27 protein-coding genes are annotated in these 25,352 nt (G+C 64.2%); 11 read left to right on the top strand and 16 right to left on the bottom strand.

Features of this window, described 5'->3' with window-relative positions; genetic code table 11:
* Window positions 1–89 precede the first annotated feature (89 nt).
* Window positions 90–1,109 carry a Leu/Phe/Val dehydrogenase gene (locus WF331_RS08660; protein WP_016497958.1) on the top strand — a complete coding sequence of 340 codons (1,020 nt, stop codon included), beginning with the start codon at window positions 90–92 and terminating at the stop codon, window positions 1,107–1,109.
* Between the two features lie 125 nt (window positions 1,110–1,234).
* Here the strand turns inward: WF331_RS08660 and WF331_RS08655 are convergent, their stop codons facing one another.
* Window positions 1,235–1,498, bottom strand: coding sequence for a YebG family protein (locus WF331_RS08655; protein ID WP_016497959.1), 264 nt, complete (start codon window positions 1,496–1,498; stop codon window positions 1,235–1,237).
* A 297-nt stretch (window positions 1,499–1,795) separates the two neighbouring features.
* Between WF331_RS08655 and WF331_RS08650 the strand changes: the two genes are divergently transcribed.
* Window positions 1,796–2,266: a phosphate-starvation-inducible protein PsiE gene (locus tag WF331_RS08650; protein ID WP_016497960.1), complete on the top strand. Its 471-nt coding sequence runs from the start codon at window positions 1,796–1,798 to the stop codon at window positions 2,264–2,266.
* A 3-nt stretch (window positions 2,267–2,269) separates the two neighbouring features.
* Here WF331_RS08650 and WF331_RS08645 read toward each other — a convergent pair whose 3' ends face one another.
* Window positions 2,270–2,560, bottom strand: coding sequence for a DUF3509 domain-containing protein (locus WF331_RS08645; RefSeq protein ID WP_016489056.1), 291 nt, complete (start codon window positions 2,558–2,560; stop codon window positions 2,270–2,272).
* Between the two features lie 142 nt (window positions 2,561–2,702).
* On the opposite strand from WF331_RS08645, the gene WF331_RS08640 reads away from it, so the two are divergent.
* Window positions 2,703–4,661 carry a pilus assembly protein TadG-related protein gene (locus WF331_RS08640; protein ID WP_340622805.1) on the top strand — a complete coding sequence of 653 codons (1,959 nt, stop codon included), beginning with the start codon at window positions 2,703–2,705 and terminating at the stop codon, window positions 4,659–4,661.
* Here WF331_RS08640 and WF331_RS08635 read toward each other — a convergent pair.
* Window positions 4,646–7,291 (bottom strand): ATP-binding protein, encoded by a 2,646-nt coding sequence (locus WF331_RS08635; RefSeq protein WP_284360457.1) that lies wholly within the window; start codon window positions 7,289–7,291, stop codon window positions 4,646–4,648. The two genes, WF331_RS08640 and WF331_RS08635, sit on opposite strands and share 16 nt — an antisense overlap.
* A complete protein-coding gene (locus tag WF331_RS08630) occupies window positions 7,288–7,731 on the bottom strand; it encodes a TadE/TadG family type IV pilus assembly protein (protein ID WP_041167554.1) in 444 nt (147 codons plus the stop codon). The genes WF331_RS08635 and WF331_RS08630 overlap by 4 nt, the downstream gene beginning before the upstream one ends.
* Before the next feature lie 75 nt (window positions 7,732–7,806).
* Between WF331_RS08630 and WF331_RS08625 the strand changes: the two genes are divergently transcribed.
* On the top strand, window positions 7,807–8,226 hold the full coding sequence (locus tag WF331_RS08625; RefSeq protein WP_041167959.1) for a prepilin peptidase: 420 nt from the start codon (window positions 7,807–7,809) through the stop codon (window positions 8,224–8,226).
* A gap of 76 nt (window positions 8,227–8,302) precedes the next feature.
* On the opposite strand, the gene WF331_RS08620 is transcribed toward WF331_RS08625, so the two are convergent.
* The 8 genes from WF331_RS08620 to cpaB are packed head-to-tail and all read right to left on the bottom strand — an operon-like array spanning window position 8,303 to window position 15,709.
* Entirely contained in the window at window positions 8,303–8,566 is a 264-nt protein-coding gene (locus WF331_RS08620; RefSeq protein WP_041167555.1) for a DUF3613 domain-containing protein, read from the bottom strand.
* A gap of 15 nt (window positions 8,567–8,581) precedes the next feature.
* On the bottom strand, window positions 8,582–9,283 hold the full coding sequence (locus WF331_RS08615) for a tetratricopeptide repeat protein (protein WP_016497966.1): 702 nt from the start codon (window positions 9,281–9,283) through the stop codon (window positions 8,582–8,584).
* A 10-nt stretch (window positions 9,284–9,293) separates the two neighbouring features.
* Window positions 9,294–10,181, bottom strand: coding sequence for a type II secretion system F family protein (locus WF331_RS08610; protein WP_016497967.1), 888 nt, complete (start codon window positions 10,179–10,181; stop codon window positions 9,294–9,296).
* A 2-nt stretch (window positions 10,182–10,183) separates the two neighbouring features.
* A complete protein-coding gene (locus WF331_RS08605) occupies window positions 10,184–11,065 on the bottom strand; it encodes a type II secretion system F family protein (protein WP_016497968.1) in 882 nt (293 codons plus the stop codon).
* Window positions 11,062–12,318 carry a CpaF family protein gene (locus WF331_RS08600; RefSeq protein ID WP_016497969.1) on the bottom strand — a complete coding sequence of 419 codons (1,257 nt, stop codon included), beginning with the start codon at window positions 12,316–12,318 and terminating at the stop codon, window positions 11,062–11,064. The genes WF331_RS08605 and WF331_RS08600 overlap by 4 nt, the downstream gene beginning before the upstream one ends.
* Entirely contained in the window at window positions 12,315–13,505 is a 1,191-nt protein-coding gene (locus WF331_RS08595) for a hypothetical protein (protein ID WP_016497970.1), read from the bottom strand. Before WF331_RS08595 ends, WF331_RS08600 begins: the two co-directional genes overlap by 4 nt.
* On the bottom strand, window positions 13,502–14,740 hold the full coding sequence (locus WF331_RS08590; protein WP_016497971.1) for a type II and III secretion system protein family protein: 1,239 nt from the start codon (window positions 14,738–14,740) through the stop codon (window positions 13,502–13,504). Before WF331_RS08590 ends, WF331_RS08595 begins: the two co-directional genes overlap by 4 nt.
* An 18-nt stretch (window positions 14,741–14,758) precedes the next feature.
* Window positions 14,759–15,709: a Flp pilus assembly protein CpaB gene (cpaB, locus tag WF331_RS08585; protein ID WP_340622804.1), complete on the bottom strand. Its 951-nt coding sequence runs from the start codon at window positions 15,707–15,709 to the stop codon at window positions 14,759–14,761.
* 292 nt (window positions 15,710–16,001) lie between these two features.
* On the opposite strand from cpaB, the gene WF331_RS08580 reads away from it, so the two are divergent.
* Together WF331_RS08580 and WF331_RS08575 are read left to right on the top strand one after the other, a co-directional pair.
* Window positions 16,002–16,172, top strand: coding sequence for a Flp family type IVb pilin (locus WF331_RS08580; protein ID WP_016497973.1), 171 nt, complete (start codon window positions 16,002–16,004; stop codon window positions 16,170–16,172).
* Window positions 16,173–16,194: 22 nt separating this feature from the next.
* Window positions 16,195–16,602 carry a response regulator gene (locus WF331_RS08575; protein ID WP_174369733.1) on the top strand — a complete coding sequence of 136 codons (408 nt, stop codon included), beginning with the start codon at window positions 16,195–16,197 and terminating at the stop codon, window positions 16,600–16,602.
* A 65-nt stretch (window positions 16,603–16,667) separates the two neighbouring features.
* Here WF331_RS08575 and WF331_RS08570 read toward each other — a convergent pair whose 3' ends face one another.
* From WF331_RS08570 to WF331_RS08555, 4 genes are all read right to left on the bottom strand, one after another.
* A complete protein-coding gene (locus WF331_RS08570; protein WP_016489041.1) occupies window positions 16,668–17,015 on the bottom strand; it encodes an HPF/RaiA family ribosome-associated protein in 348 nt (115 codons plus the stop codon).
* Between the two features lie 271 nt (window positions 17,016–17,286).
* The gene (gene fecA / locus WF331_RS08565; protein WP_016497975.1) at window positions 17,287–19,611 is read right to left on the bottom strand and encodes a TonB-dependent Fe(3+) dicitrate receptor FecA; all 2,325 of its coding nucleotides are present in this window, start codon (window positions 19,609–19,611) and stop codon (window positions 17,287–17,289) included.
* 192 nt (window positions 19,612–19,803) lie between these two features.
* Entirely contained in the window at window positions 19,804–20,730 is a 927-nt protein-coding gene (locus WF331_RS08560; protein WP_016497976.1) for a FecR domain-containing protein, read from the bottom strand.
* On the bottom strand, window positions 20,727–21,272 hold the full coding sequence (locus WF331_RS08555; protein WP_115283644.1) for a sigma-70 family RNA polymerase sigma factor: 546 nt from the start codon (window positions 21,270–21,272) through the stop codon (window positions 20,727–20,729). Before WF331_RS08555 ends, WF331_RS08560 begins: the two co-directional genes overlap by 4 nt.
* Window positions 21,273–21,482: 210 nt before the next feature.
* On the opposite strand from WF331_RS08555, the gene WF331_RS08550 reads away from it, so the two are divergent.
* The 5 genes from WF331_RS08550 to WF331_RS08530 are packed head-to-tail and all read left to right on the top strand — an operon-like array spanning window position 21,483 to window position 25,242.
* Complete coding sequence (locus WF331_RS08550) at window positions 21,483–21,788, top strand: DUF3649 domain-containing protein (protein ID WP_016497978.1); 306 nt, start codon at window positions 21,483–21,485, stop codon at window positions 21,786–21,788.
* Complete coding sequence (locus WF331_RS08545; RefSeq protein ID WP_174369738.1) at window positions 21,785–23,359, top strand: PepSY-associated TM helix domain-containing protein; 1,575 nt, start codon at window positions 21,785–21,787, stop codon at window positions 23,357–23,359. The genes WF331_RS08550 and WF331_RS08545 overlap by 4 nt, the downstream gene beginning before the upstream one ends.
* Complete coding sequence (locus WF331_RS08540; protein ID WP_016497980.1) at window positions 23,359–23,685, top strand: DUF3325 domain-containing protein; 327 nt, start codon at window positions 23,359–23,361, stop codon at window positions 23,683–23,685. Before WF331_RS08545 ends, WF331_RS08540 begins: the two co-directional genes overlap by 1 nt.
* 4 nt (window positions 23,686–23,689) lie before the next feature.
* Window positions 23,690–24,265 (top strand): RNA polymerase sigma factor, encoded by a 576-nt coding sequence (locus WF331_RS08535; RefSeq protein ID WP_059395166.1) that lies wholly within the window; start codon window positions 23,690–23,692, stop codon window positions 24,263–24,265.
* Complete coding sequence (locus tag WF331_RS08530) at window positions 24,262–25,242, top strand: FecR family protein (RefSeq protein WP_340622803.1); 981 nt, start codon at window positions 24,262–24,264, stop codon at window positions 25,240–25,242. The genes WF331_RS08535 and WF331_RS08530 overlap by 4 nt, the downstream gene beginning before the upstream one ends.
* Window positions 25,243–25,352 lie beyond the last annotated feature (110 nt).

The following is a 25,352-nucleotide window of genomic DNA, read 5'->3' as shown; positions in this document are numbered from 1 at the left end:
GCGGGCGGTTTCGTCCAGTGGTCCGGCGGCCACGCCAGCTTCGGGGCCGTGCCTATACTGGAAGGAGCACCTCGTGGGGGAGCCTGTCGATGTTCGCACTGATGCAAAGCACCCGTACCCAGTCACTGCACCTGTTCAACGACCCGGCGACGGGCCTGAAAGCGGTTGTGGCGATCCACAGCGAGCAGCTGGGCCCAGCCATGGGCGGTTGCCGCTATCTGCCTTACGCCGATGACGAAAGCGCCATGACCGACGCCATTCGCCTGGCCCAAGGCATGAGCTACAAGGCGGCGCTGGCGGGCTTGCCGCTGGGTGGGGGCAAGGCGGTGATCATGCGCAACCCGCATGTGGAGAACCGCGCCGCGCTGTTCGAGGCCTTTGGCCGCTTCATCGATACTTTGCATGGGCGCTTCATCATCGCTGTGGACAGTGGCACCTCGACCCTGGACATGGACTGCATCGCCCAGAGCACCCCCCATGTGACCAGCACCACGGCCTCCGGTGACCCCTCGCCACATGCGGCGATGGGGGTGTTCGCCGGCATTCGTGCCACCACCTCGTTCCGGCTGGGCAGCGATGACCTAAGAGGGCTGCGGGTAGCGGTACAGGGGCTGGGCAATGTCGGGTATGCGCTGGCGGAGCAACTGCATGCGGTGGGCGCGGAGCTGCTGGTCAGCGACCTGGACCCAGGGCGTGTGCGCTTGGCGATGGAGCAGTTCGATGCAAAACCTGTGACCAACGATGCGTTGATCAGCACCCCTTGCGACATCTTCGCACCCTGCGGCGTGGGGCCGGTATTGAACGGGCAGAGCGTGATGCAGCTGCGCTGTGCGGCAGTGGCGGGGGCGGCCAACAACCAGCTGACCACCTTGCAGGTGGCAGACCAGTTGGAGTCCCGCGGGATACTGTATGCGCCAGACTACGTGATAAATGCCGGCGGACTTATCTACGTGGCGCTGACCCACCGGGGCGAGGACCTGGGCACCATTACCGCGCACCTGGCGCGCATTCCTTCACGGCTGACCGAAGTATTTGGCCATGCGCAGGCGGAAAAGCGTTCGCCGGCGCGGGTGGCGCAGATGCTGGCGGAGCGGTTGTTGTATGGCTGAAGGTTGATACTGGCTTTGCTGGCCTATTCGCGGGCTTGCCCGCTCCCACAGGTAGGGTGCCATCTTTTGGCTGTGCGCTGTACCTGTGGGAGCTGGCTTGCCGGCGATGAGGCCGGTGCAGGTATTTACTCTGCTGCGGGCGCTTCGAGCAGTTCGGCCAACGCATCCGGCTGGCTCTTGAACGCCCGAGCGAACACATCGCGATTCTTGGCCATGTAGATACCGGCTTCCTCGACCTGCTGCTCGGTCAGCGAGGGCACCGCTTTGTGCAGCACTTCAGCGAGGCGCTCGGCCAGTTCGAGCATCTTGTCGTGACGGTCTGCTTCGGCCTTATCCATAAACAAGCGCTCCGGGTCGCGGCTGCTGCGGTACACCACTTCGACGGCCATTCATCACCTCTATGCCTTTTTGCTGGTTGTGTTGCGATTTACTGTATCTATATACAGTAATGGCAATATTGGTTGGTTCGCAAGCAGAAATTGTAGCGTGGCCAAGGGAAGCAGTACCTGTGGGAGCGGGTTCACCCGCGAAGGGCCGGCCCAGGCGACCTGGCTTCTTGCCATGCCCAAAGTGCCTTGCGGCAATCGGTCGCCTTCCAAGACAGGGGCCTGGCCCTTTAACTGCATGGCACAAGCGTCACACGGGTGACGCATCATCCTTAAAGTCGTATCGGGGAATGGAACATCGTGAACATCAAATGGGCAGAAAAACTGCGCAAGGGCCTGCACGGCTCGGCCGACTCGCTGGGCAACCTGTGCGTCGAGGCGTTCCATTACCTGGCGTTGTTCGGCATTGGCGCGATCACCGCCTACGCGGCGGTGGCGACGTTCCTGGAAATGCTGGGCAAGGGCGGGATCAGCGTCGATGACATCTTGCTGCTGTTCATCTACCTGGAGCTGGGGGCGATGGTCGGTATCTACTTCAAGACCAACCACATGCCGATCCGCTTCCTGCTGTACGTGGCCATCACCGCGCTTACCCGCCTGCTGATCGGCGATGTCTCGCACCACAAGGCACCGGACGAAGGGTTGCTGTACCTGTGCGGGGGCATCCTGTTGCTGGCGTTCTCGATCCTGGTGGTGCGCTACGCCTCGTACCGCTACCCCTCGACCAAGGTGCTGGATGCCAATGGCAAGGCAGTGGAGGAGGGCAAGTAGCCCTCAGTTGGCAACGAAATGGCGCGGCTCGTGTCGGGCGTCACGGGTGAGCGCGGCCAGCACCTGCATGGGGTTCTGGCTGAGTTCGATGGCAAGGCCCAGGCGGATGCTGTCGATCACCCGTTGCAGGCGCACCGGGTCGTTGCGCTGAGCCTGGGTGATGAGGCGCTTGGCGACTACGCCGGCGTCGTCCGAGAGGGTCAGCATGATGCTGCCGTCGAGGTTGGCGATGCTCAGGTTGACCCGGTATTCGGGGGCGAATGCAGCACTGATTCGGTCGAAAGGGTTGTTCATGCCTGGGGCCCTGCTAAGAATGTCTGCAGAAGTTGACCGGGCGATGCCAGGTTGGTTCCTGCAAGGCAATTAGCCATTATCGCAACTACACTCCTTGAATCGCAGCCGCGACGCATGGCCAGTGGCCGGCAAAGGAGTGCCCGTGGTTCCCTCATCTGCAGCCCGTCAACGTGGCGCAATTGGCCTCATGGCGGTGATAACCCTGGGCCTTGCCCTGTTGTTCATGCTGGTGGTGATCGACAGCGGCCGCCTGTACCTGGAGCAGCGCAAGCTGCAGCGCATTGCCGACATGTCGGCGCTGGAGGCGGCAGGCCAGTTTGCCGTGTGCACCGGCAGCGGGCCCCAGGCCAACGCGATTGCCCGCACCGCCGCCACCCGCAACGGCCACGCGGCCAGCAACCCGCTGACCACAAGTTGCGGGTACTTGCAGACCGGCGCCAACAGCTTGCGCACCTTCACCAGTGACAACAATCGCAATGAAGCCATCCGCGTGGATGTGAGCAACACGGTGCCCACCAGTGTTGCGGCGGGGGTGTATAGCCTGGCGCAGGGCAGTGGTGTGCCGTTGACCACGACCTTGCAGGCGCACGCGGTGGCATCGTCGCCGCTGCCGCCGCAGGCGATGTTGACCATTCGGACCACGCTGGCGACCGTCGATTCGCGGCAGTCGGTTTTGCTCAATGCACTGCTCGGCGCCTTGGGCGGTTCCGTTCAGCTTGATGTAGCCGGCTGGCAAGGCATCGCCAGCAGCCAACTCAATTTGCTCCGCTATCTCGATCAGTTGGCCATCGACCTCAAGCTCAAGGCAGGCGACTACCAGCAATTGCTCACTGCCAACGCCACCGCTACGCAATTGCTGCAAGCGGCTGTAAAGGTGTTGCAGCAGAGCGGTGCAGCGGCAAATGTGGTGACCAACCTTGGCAAGCTGGCCCTCGGTGCCAGCAACAGTACGTTGCTGCAGCTGGGCGACTTGCTCGATATTCAGAACGGTACGGCGCAGGCCGGGCTGGACGCCAGTATTCAGTTGCTGCAATTGGTGCAGGGAGTCATTCAGCTGGCGGTCAGCGAAAGTGCGGCAACGGTGGATTTACCCATAACCGTGTTAGGGCTGGTCAATGGCCGGGTGCGTCTGAAGGTGATCGAGCCTCAGCAGATTTCGGCGGTGGGCGACCCGCGCACGAATGAGTTGCGGGTGCATACCGCACAGGTGCGGGCGATGATTTCGCTAGAGTTGCCATTGCTGGATTCGGTGTTCGGGCTCGCCAACGCAGTGCTCGACCTGGTGTCGCCGCTGACCAACGTGATCAATAACCTGCTCAGCCTGAACCTGGCCAGCACGTTGCAATCGGTGCTCTGCCTGGTGGGCATACCCTGCACGGTCAGTGACATCATTCTGGTGCCAGATAAACTGTCGCTGGATATAGGGCTGGAGGTTGCCGAGGCCACCACGCGTCTCAACCCCCAATCACCCGATACGTTCAGTTGCTCACCCAAGCGTCTGACGACGCAAACCCAGAGCTCAGCGGCCAAGGTTGCAGTCGGGCGTTTTGAGTCCGCCAATGCGTTCTTCACCAATGGCACCACGGCCGTAAAGGCTTTGCCGTTGGTAGACATCGGTTCCAAGCGATGCACTCGGCTTTTGATACTGCCTGCAACCTGTGAGGCCCGTATTCCCTTCGTCGGCGGCGGCCTCGGCCTGCGGGTCAACAGCAAGCTGCTGGGCAGCGGTGCCGTGGAGCGCCCGCTGATCTTCCAGGCGCCCAACAGCACCCCGCCAAACATTGGCCTTACCCCCGCTTACCAAAGCATGCAAACCGCCAACAGCAACGTGGTTGGCAGCCTCACCGACACGCTGCAAGGCATACAACTGGAAGCTTACAAACCCACCGTCAATAGCGGCCTCGGCGACGTGCTGGTTATCGTTGGCAGCGTGCTTAGCGGCGTCAAGGGCATTGTCGAGCCCCTGATCAAAAACCTGCTGAGCCCCTTGCTTGACCCCTTGGTGAACGTGCTGCTGAAAGTATTGGGCATCGACCTGGTCAACGCGGAAGTCGGCGCCAACCTCAGTTGCTCTGGCGGCCGCGCTCAGCTGGCGTTGTAGAGCGGCAACCACACCCGCAAGCATGCCCCCTCGTTGCCGTTGTGCGCTTCCAGCCGGCCGCCCATTGCTTCGACGATGCTGTGGCTGACCGACAAACCGAGGCCGGTGCCCATGCCGGCGGGCTTGGTGGTGAAGAACGGTTCGAAGATGCGCTCGAGCAGGCGCGGGTCGATGCCGCCGCCGTTATCTTCCACCAGCAGGCACAGTTGCCCTTCCTCGACGCGCTGGCTCACACTGATCCGCGGCTTGGCAACCCGCCGTTCGAGCAGCGCATCACGGGCATTGACCAGCAGGTTGATCAGCACCTGTTCGAGCTGGTCCTCATGGCCCAGTACTTCCGGGCACAGGTCGGGCTCTTCGATGTGCAATGCCACGCCTTTGCCGGTCAACCCTTCCGCCAGCAACCCCAGCGCACCGTGCACTGCTACCCACGCCGCGAACACATGCTGTTCGACCTCGGAGCGGCGTCCATAGGTGCGCAGGTGCTCCACCAGGTGCGCCACGCGCTCCACCTGGGCGTCGATGCGTTGCAGCTTGCCCGTCACGTACTCGGCATCGACCTCACCGCTTTCCAGGCGCTTGAGGGTATTGACCAGCGCCAGGCGCATGGTGCTCAACGGCTGGTTGATTTCATGCACCAGGCCCGTTGCCAATTCGCCCAAGGTGGCCATCTTGGCCCCTTGCAGCAGTTGCTGCTGGCTGTGGCGTACCTCGGTATTGTCGCGCCCCACCGCCTGCACTTCCTGCAACTGGCCGTGCTCATCGAACAGGCCACGCTCGGCCCACACCCACCAGGCTGTTCTGCGCCCGGGCAGTTGCAGACAGATTTCGGCACTGGCCAAGGGCTGCGCCGGCGTCAACCGCGCCAGGCGCTGGAGACAGGCCGCACGTTGGCTGTCGGATAGCCACTGACCAAGGTTCATGCCCGTCAATTGTTGTGGTGCGCACTCCAGCTGTTCGGCTAGCGGGTGGTTGCCAAACAGCAGTTCGAGGTCTGGGCGGTAGCGGCAGATCATGGCCGGCGAGTCTTCTACCAGCACGCGGTAGCGCTCCTCGCTCTGGCGCACTTGCTCGGCCGCCTCGGTCGCTTCGCTGACGTCCAGCCACAGGCCGACTGCCTCGACAGGCTGGCCCAGGTCGTCACGCAGCAGGCGGGCTTCGTCCAGTATCCAGTGGTAGCGGCCAAGGTGGTCGCGCAGGCGGTAGCGGCTGCGGGCCTGGCCGTCGCGCAACAGCGTGCGGGTGCGTTCCAGCCACAACCAGCGGTCGTCGGGGTGCAGCGTCTGGCCTGGCTGGCGGGCCTGTTCGCTGTCCTGCTCCCAGCCCAGCAGTGGCGTCAGGCTGGCGCTGAAGAATTCACTGTGCAGTGCGCCTTCGGCATAGCGCTGGACGTAAATCACTGCGGGCGAGCTGGCGATCAGGTTTTCCAGCCGCGCGCGTGCGGCGCCGGCCTGCAGCTCCTGGGCCTTCAGCGCGCTGATATCGAGCAGAAATCCTTGGACCTGACGGCCTTGCAACTGGCCTACCCACTGCAGCCAGCGCGGGCTTGCCAGGCTGTTGGCTGGCAGAAGGCGCAGGCTCAGGTTCAAGGCGATGCCTTCGCGCAGTTGCTCCAGCGCCATGCGTGCGGCTTCGCGGTCGGCCGGGTGCAAGCGCCCCAACCATTGCTCGGCGGTGGCTTCCGGCGGTACGCCCAGGCGCAAGGCCAGGGCCGGGTCAAACTGCAGCGGCCCCTGCAGGGGCCATGACCACCAGCCAGCGCCCAGCTGCTGTTGCAGTTCATCCAGGTGGCGTGAGCGTTGCCGCAACTGCTGCTGTCGCAGGCGAGTGAGCAGGGGCTCGATCAGCGCCTGCAGCAAGGCAGCGACCGTTTCGCTGGTCGGCGGCCGTGGCGCGCCCGCGCACAGCAACCAGGCCTGCACGGTATGGCCGTGCAGGTAGGGCACGGCCAACAATGGCAAACCGGCGCACGATGGCTGCAACAGCGGGTTTCCAGCAGCTATTTCGCGGCCCCGAGGCGGTAGTGTTTGCAGCCAGGGGCGCAAGCGCTCGTCCTCGGCCCAGGGCCAGTCGTTGTCGCTGCAGGTGTAGGTGTACCAGCCGCTATCGCCCGGCAGCATCAGGCGCACAGAGCCGGCATGCCAGTGCTCGGCCAGTTGCTGCAGTTGTTCGGTGGCTGTCAGCAGCAGGCGTTCTTCGTCGCAGTCGCGCAGGCTGCGGCCAAGCTCCGTTGCCAGCTTCTGCTGGGTGAGGCGATGGCCGTGCTGCTCGCGTTCGCCCAGCAGGTCACCGATATCGAACACCTGCAGCAGCCAGCCATCGGCCTGTCGCTGAAGCCAGCCACGGGTGTGCAGGGCAGGGCCGTGCACGGTCGCAAAATCAAGGTCCAGCGGTTGCCCCTGCCAGTCGGCGGGGGGGCCTTCAAGTACCAGCCAGCTTTGCTGTTGCAGGTAGTCATGCACACGCGGGGCGCTGTGTGAATTTGCAGGCAGCACCGTGCGCAGGGGCCCGGCCAGGCGCAGCACATGCCCCTGGTCATCCAGCCAGAGTTGCAGGCCCACCGCTTGCGGGGCCGGCTCGGCCTGCGCGGTGGCCGGGCCGCCCAGCCAGCGATCGAAAAGGCCGCTCATAGCTGCAAGCTCGCTTCGGCCCGCAGGCGATCGGGCAGGCGCGGCACTTCACCGATCAGCGGCAGGACGAGCATTGGCAGCACGTTGGTCAGTTTCGTTTTGGGGTAATTGATGGTCACGGTCAGCAATTTGTTGGCGCCCAGGGTTACCTGCGCGTCACTGGCGGGCTGGAAGTTGAACGCGGCGGGCATCCACTGCAACTGTTGGCCGATGACCTGGTGGGCCAGGTTCTGCACATCGGTGGTGTAGCTGGCGCTGTTCGGGTCCAGGGCCACGCAGCGCCGCACGGCTTCGGCGCTGGCCTGGTTGAATGACTGCAGCATCAGCATGGGCAAGGTGTAGCTGACCAGGCCGTAGAACACCGCGAAAAAAATCATGAATACGGCCGCGAACTCAATGGCCGCTGCGCCGTTTTGCCGTTTTGCCGGGCCTGCTTTCATGATTGCGTCTACCCTGACCATGAATCCTGAGTAACAGCATAGAACCGATCGACGAACAGGGATGGCCAATTGCCTATACACAGCCTTGCAGTGCTTGTCTGGCTTGCGTTGTGCGCCGGTCAGGATGCCCGGGAGCGGCAGATTTCCAATGTCCTTACGCTCGGTGTTGCCGCCTGTGCGCTGGCCTGGTTGCTGGCCACCGGGCACAGCTGGCTAGGTGCCAAGGGCAGCGATGCGGCACTGGCTTTCGTCATCGTTTTGCTACTGACGCTGCCTGGCTACATGCTCGGCCAGTTCGGGGCTGGGGACGTCAAGCTGCTTGGCGCGCTGGCGCTGGCTACCAGCGTGGACCACGTTCTCGGTACCTTCATTGGTGCCGGAGTGGCACTGGTGGCATGGCAGATGATGCGGCGCAGGGCACGCCAGCCGGGGGAGAAGAGGCCGTTTGCGCCTTTTTTGCTGGCCGGTTTTGCCGTTTCGCTTGCCTGGCTTTGAGTATCGCGTCGCCTGTTAGATCGAGCGCCGCGCGGGCGGCGCTCGATCTCCCAAGCGACGCAAAAATACCCGCGAACTAATTATTCCGCTCTGTCATCTTGGTCCAGCGGTAGAAGTCGGGGATTTCGTACTTGTACGTATCCAGCCAGCGCTGCATGGACTGGTCACGCTCCCGCGCGGTTTGCACCTGCAGGCGCGTGGATGCCTGCTCGCCGCTGGACTGCACGCGCAACAGCCGTTCGGTGGCCGTCTCATCCGCAGCGGCATGGCGCGGGTATTCCTCGGCCATCAACGTCGCGCTGCCTAAGCAGCAGGCCAGTAGCATCACGTACCTGATCATGATCACCTCCGCGTATCAATTGACCATCATGTCCGGGGCCCTGGCCGATGCAATGGGGCCTCGGCCGCCGGCCTTGATCTTGCCGGCCCGCGCCTGGGCTTCGGCAAATTGCCCGGCTTTGAGCTGCAGCCGGCCGACCAGGTCGGTGGCCTGCTGCCAGTTGTCCTGCACCAGCGCCAAGGTCACCAGGTTGACCGCAGACAGCGTGTTGTCGTCCTTCAGTTCGATTGCCGTCAGCAACTCGAAGCGCGCCTGGTCATAGCGCCCCAGGTTCATCAGCACCACGCCAAGGTCGTTGCGCACCCGCTCGTCGGTAGGCGCGAGCCGTACGGCGCGTTGCAGGTTTTGCAGGGCCTGTACGTCGTCACCGCGGGCCGATGCCAGTTGGCCCAGGCCGTGCTCGCCTTCGGCAGCCAGGCAACCGCCGAGCAGGCTGCGGTACAAGGGCTCGGCCTCGCTGAGGCCAAGCAGCCGTGACACCTTGGCCTTGCGCAGGCGCACCTGGTCGAAGGTGTCCGGCAGTTGCTGCAGGTGGGCAAGGCTGGCGTGCGGGCGCCCGTCGTTGAGCATTTCGTCTGCCAGGTTCAGTGCCAGTTGCTGGTCGGCGTCCGGCTTGCTGCAACTGGCGGTGGCGAACAACTGGCGCAGGCCTTCGGGCTGTTGCCCGGCGCATCCGGTCAGCAACACCAGGCTTGCGCACAACAGGATTGTCTTCATCAATCAGTCCTCATGGGCTCAACGCCCGCGCCAATGCAGAAAAGCCTGGCCCGGCAAGGACAATGAGCAAGGCCGGAAACAGGAACACCATCATCACTGCCGACATCTTTGCCGACATCATCGATACCCGTTCTTGCAGACGGGTCAGGCGACGGTCGTCGAGCAGCGCCTTCAGTGCCTGCAACGACTTCATCGCGCCGCTGCCTTGTGTCAGCAACTGGCGCAGGATCACGCAGGTATCGGTGAACTCATCCACAGCCAGCAACCGGGCGACCTTTTCCAGTTCCGGGCCGAGCGCCATGCCCGAATCCACCCGCTGCAGCACCTGGCGCAGCTCTGCGCTGATGTGCGGGATCAGCGTCCGGCCTTCGTGGCTCAGCACGCGCAGTGCCTGTTCAACGGCCAGGCCGGTCTCGAAGAGAATCCGCAGCAAGGGGATCATCAGGCTGACCTCTTCTGCGATGCGCCGCTGGCGACGGGCCGCAGCCACGGCCAGCAGGCGTTTGGGCAACAGGTAACCGACGCCCAGTGCGCACAATGGCCAGACCATCCAGCCGGCCGCGGCGCTGCCCTTGAACCCCTGTTGCAACAACAGCGTCAGCGCCACGGCCAGCAGCGGCAGGCCCAGCTGAACAGCGGCAAACAGGGCGCGCTGGCGGCTGCGGCGCCAGCCGATCCGCTCAAGCAGGGCCTGGCTTTCGCCGTCGAATTTCTGTAGCCGCTGCCCCCACACGCTGTTGCCCAGCCACTGCAGCCAGTCGCCCAGGCGTTCGTCGCGGGTCAGTCGCCCTTGCAGACGTCGGGTCACCAGTACCCGCGCTCGCCATTGGCGAATAACCTGTAGACCAAACAGGCTGGCGGCGATGAACAGGCACAGGGCGCAGATCAGCAAGGCCATGGTCACAGGCTCCTCATCATTCGCCACAGCACCAGGCAACCGAGCACCTGCAGGGCAAAGGCAAGCAACAGCATCATCTGGCCGCTGCTGTCGCGCCACATGGCCAACAGGTAATGCGGGTTGGCCATCATGAAGTAGCCGACCATGGCCAGCGGCAACGACCCGAGAATGATCGCGGTAATGCGGGTTTCGCCGGTCATCGCCTTGAGCTGACGTGCCCCTTGTTCACGCTCGCGGATCAGCTTGATCAGGTTTTCCATCAGTTCGCTGGCATTGCCGCCGTAGCGCTGGTTGATGCGCAAGCCGAGGGCGAACAGCCGCAGTTCGTCCTGCTGGTGCAGTTCGGCCAGCTCGCTCACGGCATCCTCCAGCGCCACGCCCAACTGTACGTTGCGCCGCACCCGCGCCATGGCGGAGCGCAGGGGGTCGCGGCTGCTGTCGATACCGCCCAGCACCGCGTCGTTGAGGGTGCGGCCGGCCTTTAGGCTGCGAACGCTGTAGTCCAGCAGGCTGGGCAACTGGTCGACGATTTGCCGCATCCGCCGGCGGCTTTGCCAGCTCAGGATCAGGTACGCCAGGGTCGGCAGGCCGACCAGCAGCATCAAGGCGGCCACCCAGCCGGCAACGATCAGCGCCAGCAGCACCACGGCCAGCCACGCCAGCAACCAGCGTTGTGGCTCAAAGTCGATAGCCCCCAAACCGGCGCGTTGCAGCAGGGCGTCGAGCCATTCGCGCCGGGCGGTGCCATTGCGCACAATGCTGAACGCCCGCCCCAGGCGTTGCAGGATGCGCTCTTCTTGCCGCTTGTACAGGCCACGGCGCAGCAGCAGCAAGGCCACGCCCAGCAACAGTGGGGACAGTGCCAGCAGCACGGGGCCGGTCACAGCAGGCCCTCTGCGTGCAGCTTGCTGCCTGCCGGGTTGGGGGCTTCGCGCAGAAAGGTATCGCCGCCACGACGATCGAGGCGGAACAGGGTGTTGGTCACGTACACCTCATCGCGCACGCCGACCACTTCCAGCACCTCGCTGACGCAGCGTCGGCCATCGGGCAGGCGGGTCAGCTGGATCACCACATCCAGCGCCGCGCAAACCATTTGCCGCATGGTCTTTTCGGCAATCTGCCGGCCGCTCAGGCCGACCAGGGTTTCCAGGCGCAGCAGCGCATCCTGGGCGGTGTTGGCGTGCACCGTGCTCATCGAGCCATCGTGGCCGGTGTTCATTGCGGTGAGCACGTCGAGCACTTCGCTGCCGCGTATCTCACCCAGGATGATGCGGTCGGGCCGCATGCGCAGGGCGTTGCGGATCAGTTCGCTGGCTTTGACTTCGCCATGCCCTTCGGCATTCGGCGGGCGGGTTTCCAGGCGCACCACGTGGGGATGGTGCAAATTCAGTTCGGCGACGTCTTCGATGGTCACCAGGCGTTCGCGGGGCGCGATCATCTGGCTGAGGATGTTCAGCAGGGTGGTCTTGCCGGTGCCGGTACCGCCGCTGACCAGAATGTTGCAACGTTTGCCCACGGCGCGCTCGAAGAAGTCGAAGATGTGCTGGTCGATGGCGCGGGTGGCCAGCAGGTCGGCACTCTTGAGCATGTCCTGGCGGAACTTGCGGATCGACAGGCACGGGCCGTCCAGTGCCACAGGCGGAATGATCGCATTCACCCGGCTGCCATCGGGCATGCGCGCGTCGACCATTGGCGAGGATTCATCCAGGCGCCGGCCAAGTGGGGCGAGGATGCGCTGCATCACCCGCTCCACATGGTGGGCGTCGATAAAGCGCAGGTCGGTTTGCTGCAACAGGCCCGCCCGTTCGACGAACACCCGGTGCGGCCCGTTGACCAGGATTTCCGTGACGGTGGGGTCACGCAGCAACACTTCCAGCGGGCCGAAACCGGTCAGCTCATCCACCAGCTCTTCGGCCAGGCGCTCCATTTCGTAGCGCGACATGGCCAGGCGTAGCCGCGCGACGTAGTCGCCCACCTGCTCCAGCACGAACTGGGTCAGCGCTGGACGGGCGCCTTCGAGCAGGTTGCGGCCGCTGTCCTCGATGGCGTCGATGGCAAAGCGGTGCAGTGCACGCTTTAGCGCGTAGGGGTCGCCGGAGGCGTGTTGCGGGCCACCAAAGGGTTGGTCATTGCTCATTTGCTCCCCCAAAGCCGACGCAGCCAGGTGAAGGCGGGTGGTGCGAGGTTTTCCGAGCGCCGTGCCAGGCGTTCGCCCAGGCTGCGCAGGGCTTGAGTGAGGTTTTCACGCGGGGCCAGTTCGAACAGGCTCAGGCCTTGGTTTTTCACGTTCAGGCGCACTTCCGGGCTGTAGGGGATGGCCTTGAGCAAGGGCAGCCCGTAGCGTTTGGCCAGGGTATCGGCGTCGGGTGCAACGTTGTTCAGATAACGGTCCACCAACAGGCTGGCGTGCTCCAGTTTCATGCCGTGGTCACGCCACAGGTCGAGCACTTCAAGGTTGCGCCGGCAGTCGAGGATGTTCTGGTCGGTGTAGACGATCAGTTTGTCGCAATGGCTCACCAACGTGCGCAGGGCTTCGCTGTCGGCATGCCCGGTCAGGTTCACGACGATGTGCTGGAAATGCTGGCGCAGGGCGCTCAACAGCATGTACAGCTCGGCGGCGCTGGTCTGCTGCAGCGGGTCGTCGGCCTCGGCGTAGGTCAGCAGGCGCAAGCCTTTCTTGTCGCGCGTGAATGCGCTGTCGATCAGTGTGGTGTCGAGGCGGCGCAAGTGGCGCAGGGCGTCGCCGAAGAAGAACGACGCTTCCAGGCCGAGCAGTGCCAGGCTGTCGCCACGCGGCAGGCCCAGGTCCAGCAACAGGGTTTGCTGGCCGCTCTCCTGCACCACCCGGGCCAGGTGGGTAGTGAGCAATGCCCCGTCGGCACTGCTTTGTACGCCGAACAGCACCGTCAGCCCGCCGAGGGCGGGGTTGCTGGCCACCGCCGGCATGCGCTTGCCCAGGCGGCGCACCAGCCCGGCCACTTCGCTTGCGCGCGAGCCATAGGCGACGAAGTCGCGGGCGCCAGCGCGCATGGCGTGCAGCACCAGTTGGTTGTCCATGCCATCGCCGAGGGCGACGATCGCCAGCATCGGCTTGGCCTCCAGCACCCCTTCGATCAAGGCGCACTGGCTGACCAGTTGTTCGCGGTCCAGGCCGATGAACATCAGGTTGCTGAAGGTGGCGTTGACCAGCGCCAGCAGCTCGTCGAGGCTGCCGGCGCTGGCACCGATCACCTGGCCTTGCGGCGCCAGTGCGCCTTGCAGCCAGTGCAGGTCCTCCTCGTTGCGGGTGATGGCGAGGAAGGTGGGGTTCAGGCTCTCGTTCATTGGGATAACCCGCCTTGGCCATCGAAGTTGCCGTTCTCCAGGAAGAACAGGCGCCCCCAGCTGGGGTCGTAGGTGCGCAGGTTCTCGCCCGGCAGTTGCGGCAGCCGGGCGTTGGCGGCCAGCGGCTGGACCAGGTGCGGGGTGACGATCATCAGCAGTTCGGTTTCTTCGCGGCGCATGGCCGAGTTGCGGAAGAACGCGCCCAGTACCGGTAGGCTACCCAGGCCAGGCAGGCGGTCTACGGCGGAACGGGTGTTGTTGCTGACCAGGCCGCTGATGATGAAGCTCTCGCCATCGGCCAGGGCAATGCTGGTGTCGGTGCGCCTTACCGTCAAACCCGGCACCTGCGTACCGGCGATGGTCACCACGTTGCTGTAGTCCAGCTCGCTGACTTCCGGCGCCACCTTGAGGGTGATCCTGCCCTGGCTGATGACGGTTGGTGTCAGCGCCAGGCGTACGCCAAATTCCTTGTATTCGATCGACACGTTGTCGCTGCCCGCGCTGGGCACCGGGATCGGGATTTCGCCGCCCGCCAGGAAGCTCGCAGTCTGGCCACTGAGCACGGTCAGGCTGGGGCGCGCCAGGGTGTAGGCGAAGCCGCTGTTTTCCAGGGCGTTGATCATGGCCAGGAAGCGGCTGCTGCCGCCGCCCCAGACGATGTTGAAGACGGTGTCGTCGAGGGGGATCGACGGGGTTACGTTGGGGACCGAACCGGGGCTGACGGACGTGCCGGGCACGGTGCCCGGCGAGCCGATCAGGCTATTGTTGGAGCCTTTGAAGAACAACCGTGCACCGGCCTCCTTGTATTTGGTGCGGCGTACTTCCACGAAGCGGATGTCGGCCTGCACCTGGCTTATCAGTTGCGCATCCTGCGACGGCAAAAAGCTGTCTTCGGCCATGTCGGCACTGGCCCGGCCTTTGACGAATACCATGGCCCGGTGCGGTGACGGGGCGCATGCCGTCCACAGCATCAGGGTGGTGTTGCCTTGGCCCACCGCGGTAATTACCACGCCGCGCTCGCCGCTGGCCTGCACATCGGCCACCTTCGGCTCACCCACGGCAACCCGGCTGATCGCCAGCGGCAGGCGTAGTTCCTGCTGCAGGCCCTGGTCTATCTCGATGACCGACGGCAGCTGACTGATCGCTTCGCAGCCTTTGCCCGCCGCCTGCGCCTGGGGCAACAGCGCGGCCAGCAGCCCGGTACAACATGCTTGTCTCAAAAAGGAACTACGCATCGCTGCATCCTTGCCGGGTCAGGGGGTTTTATTCGTATCGTCAGCCTGTGCGCCACGGATGATGTGCATGGCGGGTGTGGGGTTACGGGTCGCCAGGCTGGCAGCGTTGACCACCGGCGACTGGGACAGCTGGCTGAAGCGATAGAGTTCGCGGTTGGCGGCTTCTACCTGCGGTTTTACATCGGGTTCGTTCCAGTACCGGGCCAGGCGTTGTTCATCGGCACTGCGCACGGCCAGGCGCAACGTGCCGGCCTGTGCAGCCAGCATCAAGCGGCTGGCGAAGGCCTCGGGTACTGCCAGCGCTACCGTGCGGGTGCCGTTGCCGCTCATGCTGGCCTGTTCGCGCCGGGCCTTTTGCTCTTCGGTGGTCTGCGCCGGGCGGCCATCGTTGGCCAGGCCCGTCTGCTCGCCGACGCTGAGCACGCGCAAGGCCGGCAGCACCACCTGGGCGGAGGACTGAGGGTTGTTGGGCTCTTCACGCAGGAACAGCAACACATCCACGTAGTCACCCGGGCGCACTTGGCCGGCGGCACCGACCACTTCGTCCACACCGACAGCCACGGCGCGCTCGTTGGCGCGGATCATCCGCGCCAGCGGGCCGCCGGCCTGGAAGCTGGACTCATCCAGCCAGGTGCCCGCGGCAAGTGGCCTGGCGCTGGTTCGCCCGATCACCTGGGCGGTTTGCTGGTAGGCCCCGGCGGGGGCTACCTGCAGGCGCTCGATCAGCACATCGTCTTCAGTGATCGGCGTATTGGCGGGCAGTGCCTTGCGCAGGACGACGACGGCTGTACGCAGTGGCTCCGGTGGAGCGGCGGGGGGTGGGGCGACGGCGACAACCGGTTGTTCGCCCGCAGGGGGAACCGGTGCAGGCACAGCAGCAGGGCGGCTGAGCACAATGCCCCAGTAGCCTGCCAGCAGTGCTGCCAGCAGGAAGAATGCCGCCAGTATCAGGGTCAAGCGACTACTCATCCCGGCCTCCCTGCACGCGTCGACTGATGGCAAAAAGTCACTATTTCGCTATAGGACGGTAGCCCAGCCCTCACCATTTGCCATGAGCCAAGGCGGTTTTTTTAGGGATTGTGAGTAAGTCGAGGAAATACAGCGGGTTAGCATCTTTACGGGTGTTAATTCTCGGGAATTAATACTTTGTAATTAATCCTTTAATACATTTGCAGACCTCTCCAGCTTGACGATGCTGATGGCAAATAGGTGTCACTTTGATACCGCCATCGCCGGCATGCATGCCGCAAGGAGCTGAGCCATGAAACTGTTCATTTTGCACTGCATGAACTTCCTGCATCGCAAGGACGGAGCATCCGGTATCGAATACGCGGTCATCGCGACGATGGTTGCAGTGGTGTTGGCCGCATTCGTCGGGGACATCTCCACGGCCGTCAACGCCACCTTCACCACGATCAAAAATGCCCTTTGACCATTGAACAGGAGCCAACGCCATGCAGAACGCCTCCTCGCGCCAGCAGATCCTTTTGGTGGATGACGAGCAGGACGTTCTGCTGGAGCTGGCCGAACTTTTAGAGAACGAAGGCTTCGCCTGCCTGACCGCGACATCGGTACAGGCTGCCTTGCAACAGCTTACCCGTCATCCGGACGTTGCCCTGGTGATCACCGACCTGCGTATGCCCGAGGAAAGCGGCATCGGTTTGATCAGGCGCATGCGCGAGCATACGGCCCGCCTGCACCTGCCGGTGATTGTCATGTCCGGGCAGGCCGACCTGGATGATGTCAGCGAACTGATGCACCTGCAGGTGGTGGATTTTTTTCGCAAGCCGCTTTATCACAAGCGTTTGCTGACAACCCTGGAGAACCTGTTCCCCGTGCCAAGGCTGAGGGTAGTGAATTGAGGGAGCCCTTGAATGGCCTTAAATAAAAACGCCCGGCACTTGGCCGGGCGTTTTCATTGCTGGGGTCAGGCGTCCGGGTCGCTCAGTTCCAGGGCGCCGCGCTTGCTGCGCAGCTTGCCGTAGAAGTGTTCCAGCGCGTGGTTGAGCTTGGTGGCGGCACCGTCGACTGCCTGGTCTACAGACGTGGCAGTATGGGTCACGGAAATCGGTTGGTGGCCTTTGGGGCGAGCCTCCATCTGGCAGCGTTTGTCATGCGGTCCGGGCTTGGCGCCGTTCTCGTCGCGCAGGTGAACCTCGATGCGGGTGAGGTCTTCTTCGTAACGTTCCAGAGAGCTCTGCAGGGTACTGCGGACCCACTGATCGAGACGGGCGTTGCTTTCGAAATGGTTGCTGCTGTTGACCTGGATTTGCATGATTCAATCCTTATTCAGCTTGCTCGCATGGAGACGCGCCTAGGCCTTTGAGACCCTTGGAATTTCTGCGCCTCTTGACTCTAAGGTCAGGCAACCGCGGACCGAATTCAAGCCCTTTTTGAAAATAAATTTCTTGTTGCAAATGGGGCTGCTGTGCAGCCCTTCGCGGGCACGCCCGCTCCCACAGGGTTTACACAGACTTTGAGCTGGCGCGGTTGCTGTGGGAGCGGGCATGCCCGCGAAGGGCCGCATAGCGGCCCCTTACAATTGATCAGAACTCCACTGACGTCTGCACATACAGCGTTCGCGGCTCACCCACGTACTTGCCCTTGTTGTTGTCATCGTAGGAGCGCGTGTAGTACTCGCGGTTGAACAGGTTCTTCACGCCCACCGCCACCTTCAGGTTCGACAGCTGCGCGCCAAAGTCGTACCCGGCGCGGGTGCTGACCAGCATGTAACCCGGAATGCGCCCGGTGCTGCCATCGGCGCTTTCGGTGCCGGTGTTGGCGTTGTCGGCGTACTGGCTGCTCTGGAAGCTGCCGTCCAGGTTCAGCTGCCAAGGGCCATCGGTGTAGCCCACGCCCAGGTTGCCCTTGTGCCGCGACGAGAACGGCACCTGGTTCCCTTTGTTCGGCCCGTCCTCGCGGATGGTGGCGTCAACGAACGCATAGCTGGCGTGCACATCGAAGCCGGCCAGGGCCGGGCTCAGGCCATCCAGCGCATAGCGGACGCTGGTTTCGATACCCTGGTGACGGGTTTCGCCGCGGGCAATTACCGAGTCGTTGGTCTGGTTGCTTTCGTACTGGTTGTCGAAGTTGATCAGGAACGCGCCAATCTCGGCCTGCAGGTCGCCGTTGTCGTAGCGGGTGCCGACTTCCCAGGTGCGTGCCTTCTCCGGTTTTACCTCGCCGCTGCTGACGCGGTTGGGCATCTGGCTGTACTGCACGCTGCCGAACGAGCCCTCGGTGTTGGCGTACAGGTTCCAGCTGTCGGTCAGGTGGTACATCACGTTGAGCGCCGGCAGCGCGGTGTTGTAGCTGCCCTGGTAGCGCTGGCCGTTGAGCTTGTTGCTCTGCTCGGAGTCGATCATCTCGTAGCGCACGCCCGGGGTGATGGTCCAGCGGCCGATGTCGATACGGTCATCCAGGTAGATGGCGTGGGCTTCGGTGCTACCACGGGTGTCGCGGTCGTTGCGGCTGGCAGTGGTCGGCAGGTTGCCGTTCACCGGCTCGCGGAAGCGCAATTCGTGGCCGGCTTCGTTGACATACCGATAGCCAACGCCCAGTTCGTGCCAGCTATCGCCCAGCGCCAGGCCCTGCGAGAAGCGGGTTTCGATGCCGCGCACCCAGTACTCGCGTGGCGACAGCGAAACGAAGCTGCCCTGGTCCAGGTAGCCGCTGCGCAGGGTCTTGGTGAAGAAGCTGTTGACGCTGAACTGGCGGTCGTCCTGCTTGTAGTCGTAGCCGAAGTTGAACAGCGTGCGGCGGCCCCAGAACTTGTCCTTCAGGCGCGTCGACTGGTACGGGTCGGCAGCGAAGTCGGCGGTGCTCAGGCCACCGGGCATGTCGGCCTCGCCCTCGTAGTACTGGGCCATGGCATGCAGGCTGTTGGCTTCATCCAGTTGCAGCTTGCCCTTGAGGATCAGGTCGTCGATCTGCGTGTCGCTGTGTTCCCGCCAGTCGCCACCACGGGTGCCGGAGTACAGCAGTGCGCCGCCCAGGCCGTTGTCGTTGGTACCGCCGACCAGCAGGTTGGCGCTGTTCTTGAAGCCGTCGTGGCTGGAGGAGGGACTGATCTGGTTTTGCATGGCGGCCTTGAAGGTGGCCTGCTCGGGGATCGCCCGGGTGACGAAGTTGACGATGCCGCCGACGTTCTGCGGGCCGTAGCGCACCGCGCCGCCACCGCGCACCACATCCACGGCGTCCATGTTGCCCATGCTCAGCGGTGCCAGCGACAGCTGCGGCTGGCCATACGGGGCGAACGGCACCGGGATGCCATCCATCAGCACGGTCGAACGCGACGCCAGGCGCGGGTTGAGGCCGCGAATGCCGAAGTTGAGCGCCAGGTCGTGGCTGCCGGTGCCGTTGTTGTCGGGGGCATTCACCCCGGGGATGCGGTTGAGCACTTCGCGGGCGGTGGTCGCGCCGCTGCGCTCGAACTCTTCACGGCGTACCACGTCGCGGGCGCCTGGGTGCTCGAACACATTGTCCTGCTGCGCTTCTGCCAGCCAGTCGCCGACCACGGTGGAAGCGCCGAGCTCGACCGGGGCGCCAGCAACGGGGCTACCGATTGGCTGCAAGCTGAAGGCATTGTCGGTTTCCTGCCGCACCTGCAGGCCGCTGCCGCGCAGCAACGCGTCGAGGCCTTGGCGCACATCGTACTGGCCGTCCAGCCCCTGGGTGCTGATGCCTTGGGTCAGTTGCGAGCCGAACGAAATCAACGCACCGCTTTCGCGGCCAAACTGGTTGAGTGCGTCTTCAAGCGAGCCGGCGGCGATATGGTAGCTGCGGGTTTCGGCATGGGCGGCGGGCATGGCCAGGCCGAGCGTGGTGGTGAGCAGCAGGGCGTGGAGGAGGGGGCTGGGGCGCAACGGCATGGGTCGGGTCCTGAGAGAGGGGTTCTGCCATGTCTGTCACGCAAGGTTGGGAAAATGGCTCACTTGATTGAAAATAATTTGCCTGTACCGGCCTCATCGCCGGCAAGCCAGCTCCCACGGGGAATGCACATGACGTAAGGCCTATGCGCTCAAGGTGGGAGCTGGCTTGCCGGCGAAGAGGCCAGGCCTGCTTTAGCTCATTGTTGGCTCCACCGTCACCCAGTACCGGGTGAACCGTCGCACCCGCACTGGCAGTGCTACCTCCAGCATTTGCAGGATGCGCTCACTGTCATCCAGCGGATACGACCCGGAGATGCGCAAGTCGGCGACCCGCTCGCTGCACCCCAGCTGCCCGTGGCGATAGCGCCCAAGCTCTGCCAGGAAATCCGCCAGGCGCATCTGCGAGGCCACCAGCATGCCGTCGACCCAGGCGCCCACATTGCGGTCGAGCGCAGAAGTCGACCGCCAGGCACCCGTGAAGCGTGCCTGCTGCCCAGCCAGTAACGGTTGCCCTGCAACGCTGGCCACCCCCTCGAATACCGACACGAGACTGTAGCCATCGAACTGGCGTACATTGAAGCGCCCGCTGTCCAGGCGTAAGGCCCCTTCGCCGGTGCGCAGCAGCAACGGCCGGGCATCGCTGGCCACCTGTAGCGCCAGTTCGCCCTCGAACAAACGCACCCGGCGCTGTTGCCCGTCGAAGCGCACGTCGGCGGCACTGCGGGTGTTAAGTTGCAGCACGCTGCCATCTTCCAGGCCCATGCGCCGGCGCTGCCCCACCGGACTGCGGTAGTCGGCCATCAGGCCGGGCATCGGGTTGTGCTGTTGCAGCCCCAGACCGGTGGCACTGGCCACTCCCACCAGCAGCAATGCCTTGAGCGCGCGTCGCCGGGCGGGCGAGTGGGGGGCTTGCAGTGTCGCGTGCACCACCGGCGAGGGCACCCCATGCAGGCGCTGGTTTACCTGCTGGATATGGGCCCAGGCACGCTGGTGCTCCTGGTCGGCCCGCAGCCAGTGTTCCAGCGCCAACCGCTGCGCCTGGTCAAAATCATCGCCTTGGGACTCGATCAACCATTGCACGGCCTGCTCCGCCACCTGTGGGGAAAACGCGGCGTTCATTGGGCGAAGTAGCAGCGCATGGCCGCCTTGGTCAGATAGCGCTTGACCGTGGCCAGCGAGATGCCCAGTTCACGCGCAATTTCACCCTGGCCAAGGCCATCGACCTGGGCCAGCAGGAAGGCGCGTTTGACCAGTGACGGCAAACCGTCCAGCAGGCGGTCCAGCTCCAGCAGGGTCTCCAGGATGATCGCCTTCTGCTCCTCGCACGGTGCTACTTCTTCTGGCACCTGTGCCAGTGCCTGCAGGTAGGCACGCTCCAGTTCCTGGCGGCGAAAGTGGTTGCACAGCACGCGCTTGGCTACCGTTGCAAGGAACGCACGCGGCTCGACCAACTGTGGCGCCTCGCGGGCCTGCAGCAGGCGCAGGTAGGTGTCCTGGGCCAGGTCGGCGGCACTCTGCGGGCAGCCCAGGCGGCGGCGCAACCAGCCAGTGAGCCAGTTGTGATGAGCGTGGTAGAGGCCTTCGACCGTGGATGTAAGCGCGCTGGGCACCGTGATACTCCGGCGCCGGGTAGCGCAACTGGTAGTAAGAATTGTTCGCATTGTATTGCAGGGCAGAATGCTCGGCAATCTCCACCGGCCCTATCGCCGGCAAGCCAGCTCCCACATAACCCCGCTGTCTTCAAGCCCTGTGCAATACCTGTGGGGGCTGGCTTGCCGATAGGGCCAGAACAGGCAACACATCGCTAACTCTTTGCCTATGAGAATTGAAATCATTATTATTGCAGCCCCAAAAACGCCCGGACCTTCGCCATGACGCGCAAAACCGCCGGCCTCTCGCTCAGCTATCGGCTGGCCGTTGCCTCACGCAGCCTGGCCGCGCTGTTGGGCGGCTACCTGCTGGCGTCCATGGCCAGCGTCTGCATTGCCTTGGTGGCGCCACTGCCTAAGGTCGACGCCACGCTGACTGGCCTGCTGTTGTCGTTCGTCTTCTACCTGCTGGCATTCATCTGGTGCTTCGCCTGTCGCAGCGCCTGGCGTGCCTGGCTGGGGGTGTTGGCGCCGAGCCTGTTGCTGGGCATGATCAGCGGCGTTGCCTACTGGATGAAAAACCCATGAAAGAAGGCTTCCGCCAGGCGATGGCCTGGCTGCACACCTGGACCGGCCTGATCTTTGGCTGGCTGTTGTTTGCCATCTTCCTCACCGGCACGCTGTCGTACTTCAAGGATGAAATCACCCACTGGGCGCAGCCCGAAGTGCGCCGTCATACCCTGGACCCGGCCCTTAGCCTGGACAAGGCCCAGCAATACCTGCAGGACAATGCCGGGCATTCCGCTTCCTGGTTCATCGACATGCCCAACGAGCGTGAGGCGGCCCTGAGCGTGGGCTATCGCGACCCCAACGGCGGGCCGCGTGGCTTCGTCAACAAAACCCTCGACACGCAGACCGGCCTGCCGGTGGAAGCACGCGACAGCCGGGGTGGCGAGTTCTTCTACCGGTTCCACTTCCAGCTGCAGATGCCGTACCCGTTTGGCCGCTGGCTGTCGACCTTCTGCGCCTTCATCATGCTACTGGGGCTGGTCACCGGCATCATCACCCACAAGAAGATCTTCAAGGAGTTCTTCACCTTCCGCCCCGGCAAGGGCCAGCGCTCCTGGCTGGACGGGCACAACGCTATCGGCGTGCTGGTGCTGCCCTTCCACCTGATGATCAGTTACAGCAGCCTGGTGCTGTTCATGTACATGGTGATGCCGGCGGGCATCATGGCCAGCTATGGCAATGACACGGGCAAGTACTTCAACGACCTGTTCGGCCGCGACGATTCGCCCAAAGCGGCCCAGGTGGCCACGCCGCTGGTTGCGCTGCCAACCCTGTACGCCAAGGTCCAGGAACTGCAACCGGGCGCGCGTATCGGCTTCATCCAGGTGCAGAACCCCGGCGACAGCAATGCCCGCGTCACCTTCACCCAGTCGGCTGCCGACCACGTGGCTTATCGGCGCAGTGCCAACTGGACGTTCGACGGCGCCAGCGGTGCGCTGCTGAGCCAGGGCAAGCCAGAGAGCGGGGCGATGATGACTGCCTTCAGTTTTGCCGGGCTGCACATGGGCAATTTTGCCGGGCCCTGGCTGCGCTGGCTGTACTTCTTCTTTGGCGTCGCCGGGACTGCGGTGATCGGCACCGGGCTGGTGATGTGGTTGGGCAAGCGCCAGCTCAAGCATGCCAAGAGCGCGCACATGCCGGGTGAGTTGCGCCTGGTCGAGGTGCTCAATATCGCCAGCATGAGCGGCCTGCTGCTGGCGGTGGCGGGCTTCTTCTGGGCCAACCGCCTGATCCCGGTGGGTGTCGAGGGCCGCGCCGGCTGGGAGGTCAATGCCTTCTTCATCGCCTGGGGCTTGTCACTGGTGCATGCCGTGCTGCGCAGTGGGCGCCGGGCATGGGGCGAGCAACTGGCGCTGGGGGCGCTGGCCTTTGCCCTGCTGCCTCTGCTCAATGGCTTGAGCACCGACCGGGGTTTGAACCATTCGTTGCAGGCGGGTGACTGGGCCATGGCCGGCTTCGACCTGACGGCCCTGGGTACTGGCCTGTTCCTGGCCTGGCTGGCCGGCAAGATGCTGCGCAGCCCCAAACCGGTTGCCAAGCGGCCACGCGCGGCAAAAAAAGCGGGCACTGAAACGGCGCAGGTGAGCTGATGCTGGGTAACGCACTGATTGCATTCGCAGGTTTTGTCGCCCTGTGCCTGGCCATGGAAAAGCACTTCAGCGATTTGCTCGGGCGCAAGCCGCGCCCCGGGCAGTTACAGCAGTTGCGCGTTGCCGGCTGGCTGCTGCTGATGCTGTCGCTGATCCTCAGCGTGCACCTGCGTGGCTGGGCCCATGGCCTGGTGGAATGGACGGCAGTGATGATGGCCGGGGTGACCGTGTGGGTGTTCGGCCTGCCGTACCAGCCACGTCTGCTGCTGGGCCTGGCCGCCGCCAGCGTGGTGCTGGGCCCGTTGCTGGCCGTGTTTGCCGTGTGAACCTGTGAGCGAGCAGGGGGATATCATCGAGCCCGAAGCCGACAGCAGTGGCGGGCGCGCACGTTTCGTGCAGGTGTTTCTGGCCCAACGGGCGCGCATGGAGGCGCTGGTCAGCCGGCGCGTTGGCTGCCGCGCCACGGCTTCAGACCTGGTACAGGAACTGTTCCTGCGTTTCTGGCGCCGCCCCGAGGTCAAGGTCGAGGCGCTGGACACCTACCTGTTGCGCTGTGCCGGCAACCTGGCCATCGACCACCTGCGCAGTGAAGGCAGCCGCGAACGCGTGGCAGAAGCCGCTTTGCCCATGGACGAGGCGGCCATGGCTCAGGCGCCGGAGCAGGCGCTGGAGGTCGACCACGACCTGCAGCGCATCGAAGCTGCCTTGCGCGCCTTGCCCGAGCGCACCCGGCAGATCTTTCTGCTCAACCGCATCCACGGCTGCAAGTACGGCGAAATTGCCAAGGCCATGCAGTTGTCCCAGAGCGCCGTGGAAAAGCATATGATGCGCGCCCTTGAAGCGTGCAAGGCGAGTGTTGCCGAGCCCGCGTCCACCCCACGCCGGCCAGGGAGTGCCCGTCGATGAGCCGTTTGCCCCCGATCACCGAGGCGCAGTCCCAGGCCGCCCTGCAATGGCTCAGCCGCATCAATGAGCAGCCCGCGCAAGCCGAAGGGGCTGCGTTCAAGCGCTGGTTGCTGGCCGACCCCGTGCACCGTGACGCCTACCAACAGGCCCAGGCGCTGTGGCAGAAAAGCGCCGCCCCGGCGGCGCGCCTGGCGGACGAAGAACAGGACGCCCTGCAGCGCTACCTGGATGCCATGGCCAAGCCGCCGACCCGCGGCCCGTGGCGGCAGCTGGCAGCACTGGCGATGGCGGCCTGCCTGGTGCTGGCCGTGGGCGTTGCCGGTGGCTGGCACCCGGCGTACTGGTTGCAGGACCTGCAGGCGGACTACAGCAGTGCCGGGCTGGTTCGCCAGGTGACTTTGGCCGACCAGTCGCGGGTGACGCTTGATGCCGGCAGCGCCATTGCGGTCGATTTTGCCCAGGGAGAGCGCCGTGTGCGGTTGTTGCATGGCGCAGCGTTCTTCGAGGTCACGCATACCGGCGAGCCGTTCCTGGTCGAAGCCGGCGGTGGCGAAGTACGGGTGCTCGGCACTCAGTTCGAGGTGCGTGAGCAAGGCGACGGCGCCCAGGTGACGGTGCGCAGCGGGCGTGTGGGCGTGAGCCCTGCGCAAGGCACTCTTGCGCGTGAGCTGACGGCCAACCAGCAGGTGGCCTACAGCGCAGGCAGGGTAGGCGACACCCTGGCGGTGGACAGTGAAAACCGCCTGGCCTGGCGCCAGGGGTGGCTGAACTATTACCAGGTGCCGCTGGCGCAGGTGGTCGAAGACCTTGGGCGCTATTACCCGGGGCGCATCCTGTTGCTGGATGGCGAACTGGGGCAGCGCAAGGTCAGCGGCAGCTTCCCGGTGACCGAGCCGCTGCTGGCGCTGGATTCGCTGGGCAAGGTGATGGGTTTTTCGCGGCAGACCGTGTTGGGGCGTTTGACCCTGGTCCGGTAACTGCCTGTGCCGGCCTCTTCGCAGCACAGGAAAAATAATTTCATCAACGGGTGAGGTAACAGGACGTGGCATCCGTGTAATGAGTGAAAGTGCGATTCATTCGCAATCGT

The organism is Pseudomonas sp. YNh, assembly GCF_037993085.1.
Taxonomy (GTDB): Bacteria; Pseudomonadota; Gammaproteobacteria; order Pseudomonadales; family Pseudomonadaceae; genus Aquipseudomonas; species Aquipseudomonas putida.
Note: the sequence above shows the minus strand (reverse complement) of the source record. Positions and strands in the feature narration are given on the sequence as shown.

What these genes read in the sequence shown, in the direction of transcription:
- WF331_RS08660 (WP_016497958.1), top strand. Translation starts at nt 90, where the DNA reads ATGTTCGCACTGATGCAAAGCACCCGTACCCAGTCACTGCACCTGTTC.
- WF331_RS08655 (WP_016497959.1), bottom strand. Translation starts at nt 1,498, where the DNA reads ATGGCCGTCGAAGTGGTGTACCGCAGCAGCCGCGACCCGGAGCGCTTG.
- WF331_RS08645 (WP_016489056.1), bottom strand. Translation starts at nt 2,560, where the DNA reads ATGAACAACCCTTTCGACCGAATCAGTGCTGCATTCGCCCCCGAATAC.
- WF331_RS08635 (WP_284360457.1), bottom strand. Translation starts at nt 7,291, where the DNA reads ATGAGCGGCCTTTTCGATCGCTGGCTGGGCGGCCCGGCCACCGCGCAG.
- WF331_RS08630 (WP_041167554.1), bottom strand. Translation starts at nt 7,731, where the DNA reads ATGAAAGCAGGCCCGGCAAAACGGCAAAACGGCGCAGCGGCCATTGAG.
- WF331_RS08620 (WP_041167555.1), bottom strand. Translation starts at nt 8,566, where the DNA reads ATGATCAGGTACGTGATGCTACTGGCCTGCTGCTTAGGCAGCGCGACG.
- WF331_RS08615 (WP_016497966.1), bottom strand. Translation starts at nt 9,283, where the DNA reads ATGAAGACAATCCTGTTGTGCGCAAGCCTGGTGTTGCTGACCGGATGC.
- WF331_RS08610 (WP_016497967.1), bottom strand. Translation starts at nt 10,181, where the DNA reads ATGGCCTTGCTGATCTGCGCCCTGTGCCTGTTCATCGCCGCCAGCCTG.
- WF331_RS08600 (WP_016497969.1), bottom strand. Translation starts at nt 12,318, where the DNA reads ATGAGCAATGACCAACCCTTTGGTGGCCCGCAACACGCCTCCGGCGAC.
- WF331_RS08595 (WP_016497970.1), bottom strand. Translation starts at nt 13,505, where the DNA reads ATGAACGAGAGCCTGAACCCCACCTTCCTCGCCATCACCCGCAACGAG.
- WF331_RS08590 (WP_016497971.1), bottom strand. Translation starts at nt 14,740, where the DNA reads ATGCGTAGTTCCTTTTTGAGACAAGCATGTTGTACCGGGCTGCTGGCC.
- cpaB (WP_340622804.1), bottom strand. Translation starts at nt 15,709, where the DNA reads ATGAGTAGTCGCTTGACCCTGATACTGGCGGCATTCTTCCTGCTGGCA.
- WF331_RS08580 (WP_016497973.1), top strand. Translation starts at nt 16,002, where the DNA reads ATGAAACTGTTCATTTTGCACTGCATGAACTTCCTGCATCGCAAGGAC.
- WF331_RS08575 (WP_174369733.1), top strand. Translation starts at nt 16,195, where the DNA reads ATGCAGAACGCCTCCTCGCGCCAGCAGATCCTTTTGGTGGATGACGAG.
- WF331_RS08570 (WP_016489041.1), bottom strand. Translation starts at nt 17,015, where the DNA reads ATGCAAATCCAGGTCAACAGCAGCAACCATTTCGAAAGCAACGCCCGT.
- fecA (WP_016497975.1), bottom strand. Translation starts at nt 19,611, where the DNA reads ATGCCGTTGCGCCCCAGCCCCCTCCTCCACGCCCTGCTGCTCACCACC.
- WF331_RS08560 (WP_016497976.1), bottom strand. Translation starts at nt 20,730, where the DNA reads ATGAACGCCGCGTTTTCCCCACAGGTGGCGGAGCAGGCCGTGCAATGG.
- WF331_RS08555 (WP_115283644.1), bottom strand. Translation starts at nt 21,272, where the DNA reads ATGCGAACAATTCTTACTACCAGTTGCGCTACCCGGCGCCGGAGTATC.
- WF331_RS08550 (WP_016497978.1), top strand. Translation starts at nt 21,483, where the DNA reads ATGACGCGCAAAACCGCCGGCCTCTCGCTCAGCTATCGGCTGGCCGTT.
- WF331_RS08545 (WP_174369738.1), top strand. Translation starts at nt 21,785, where the DNA reads ATGAAAGAAGGCTTCCGCCAGGCGATGGCCTGGCTGCACACCTGGACC.
- WF331_RS08540 (WP_016497980.1), top strand. Translation starts at nt 23,359, where the DNA reads ATGCTGGGTAACGCACTGATTGCATTCGCAGGTTTTGTCGCCCTGTGC.
- WF331_RS08530 (WP_340622803.1), top strand. Translation starts at nt 24,262, where the DNA reads ATGAGCCGTTTGCCCCCGATCACCGAGGCGCAGTCCCAGGCCGCCCTG.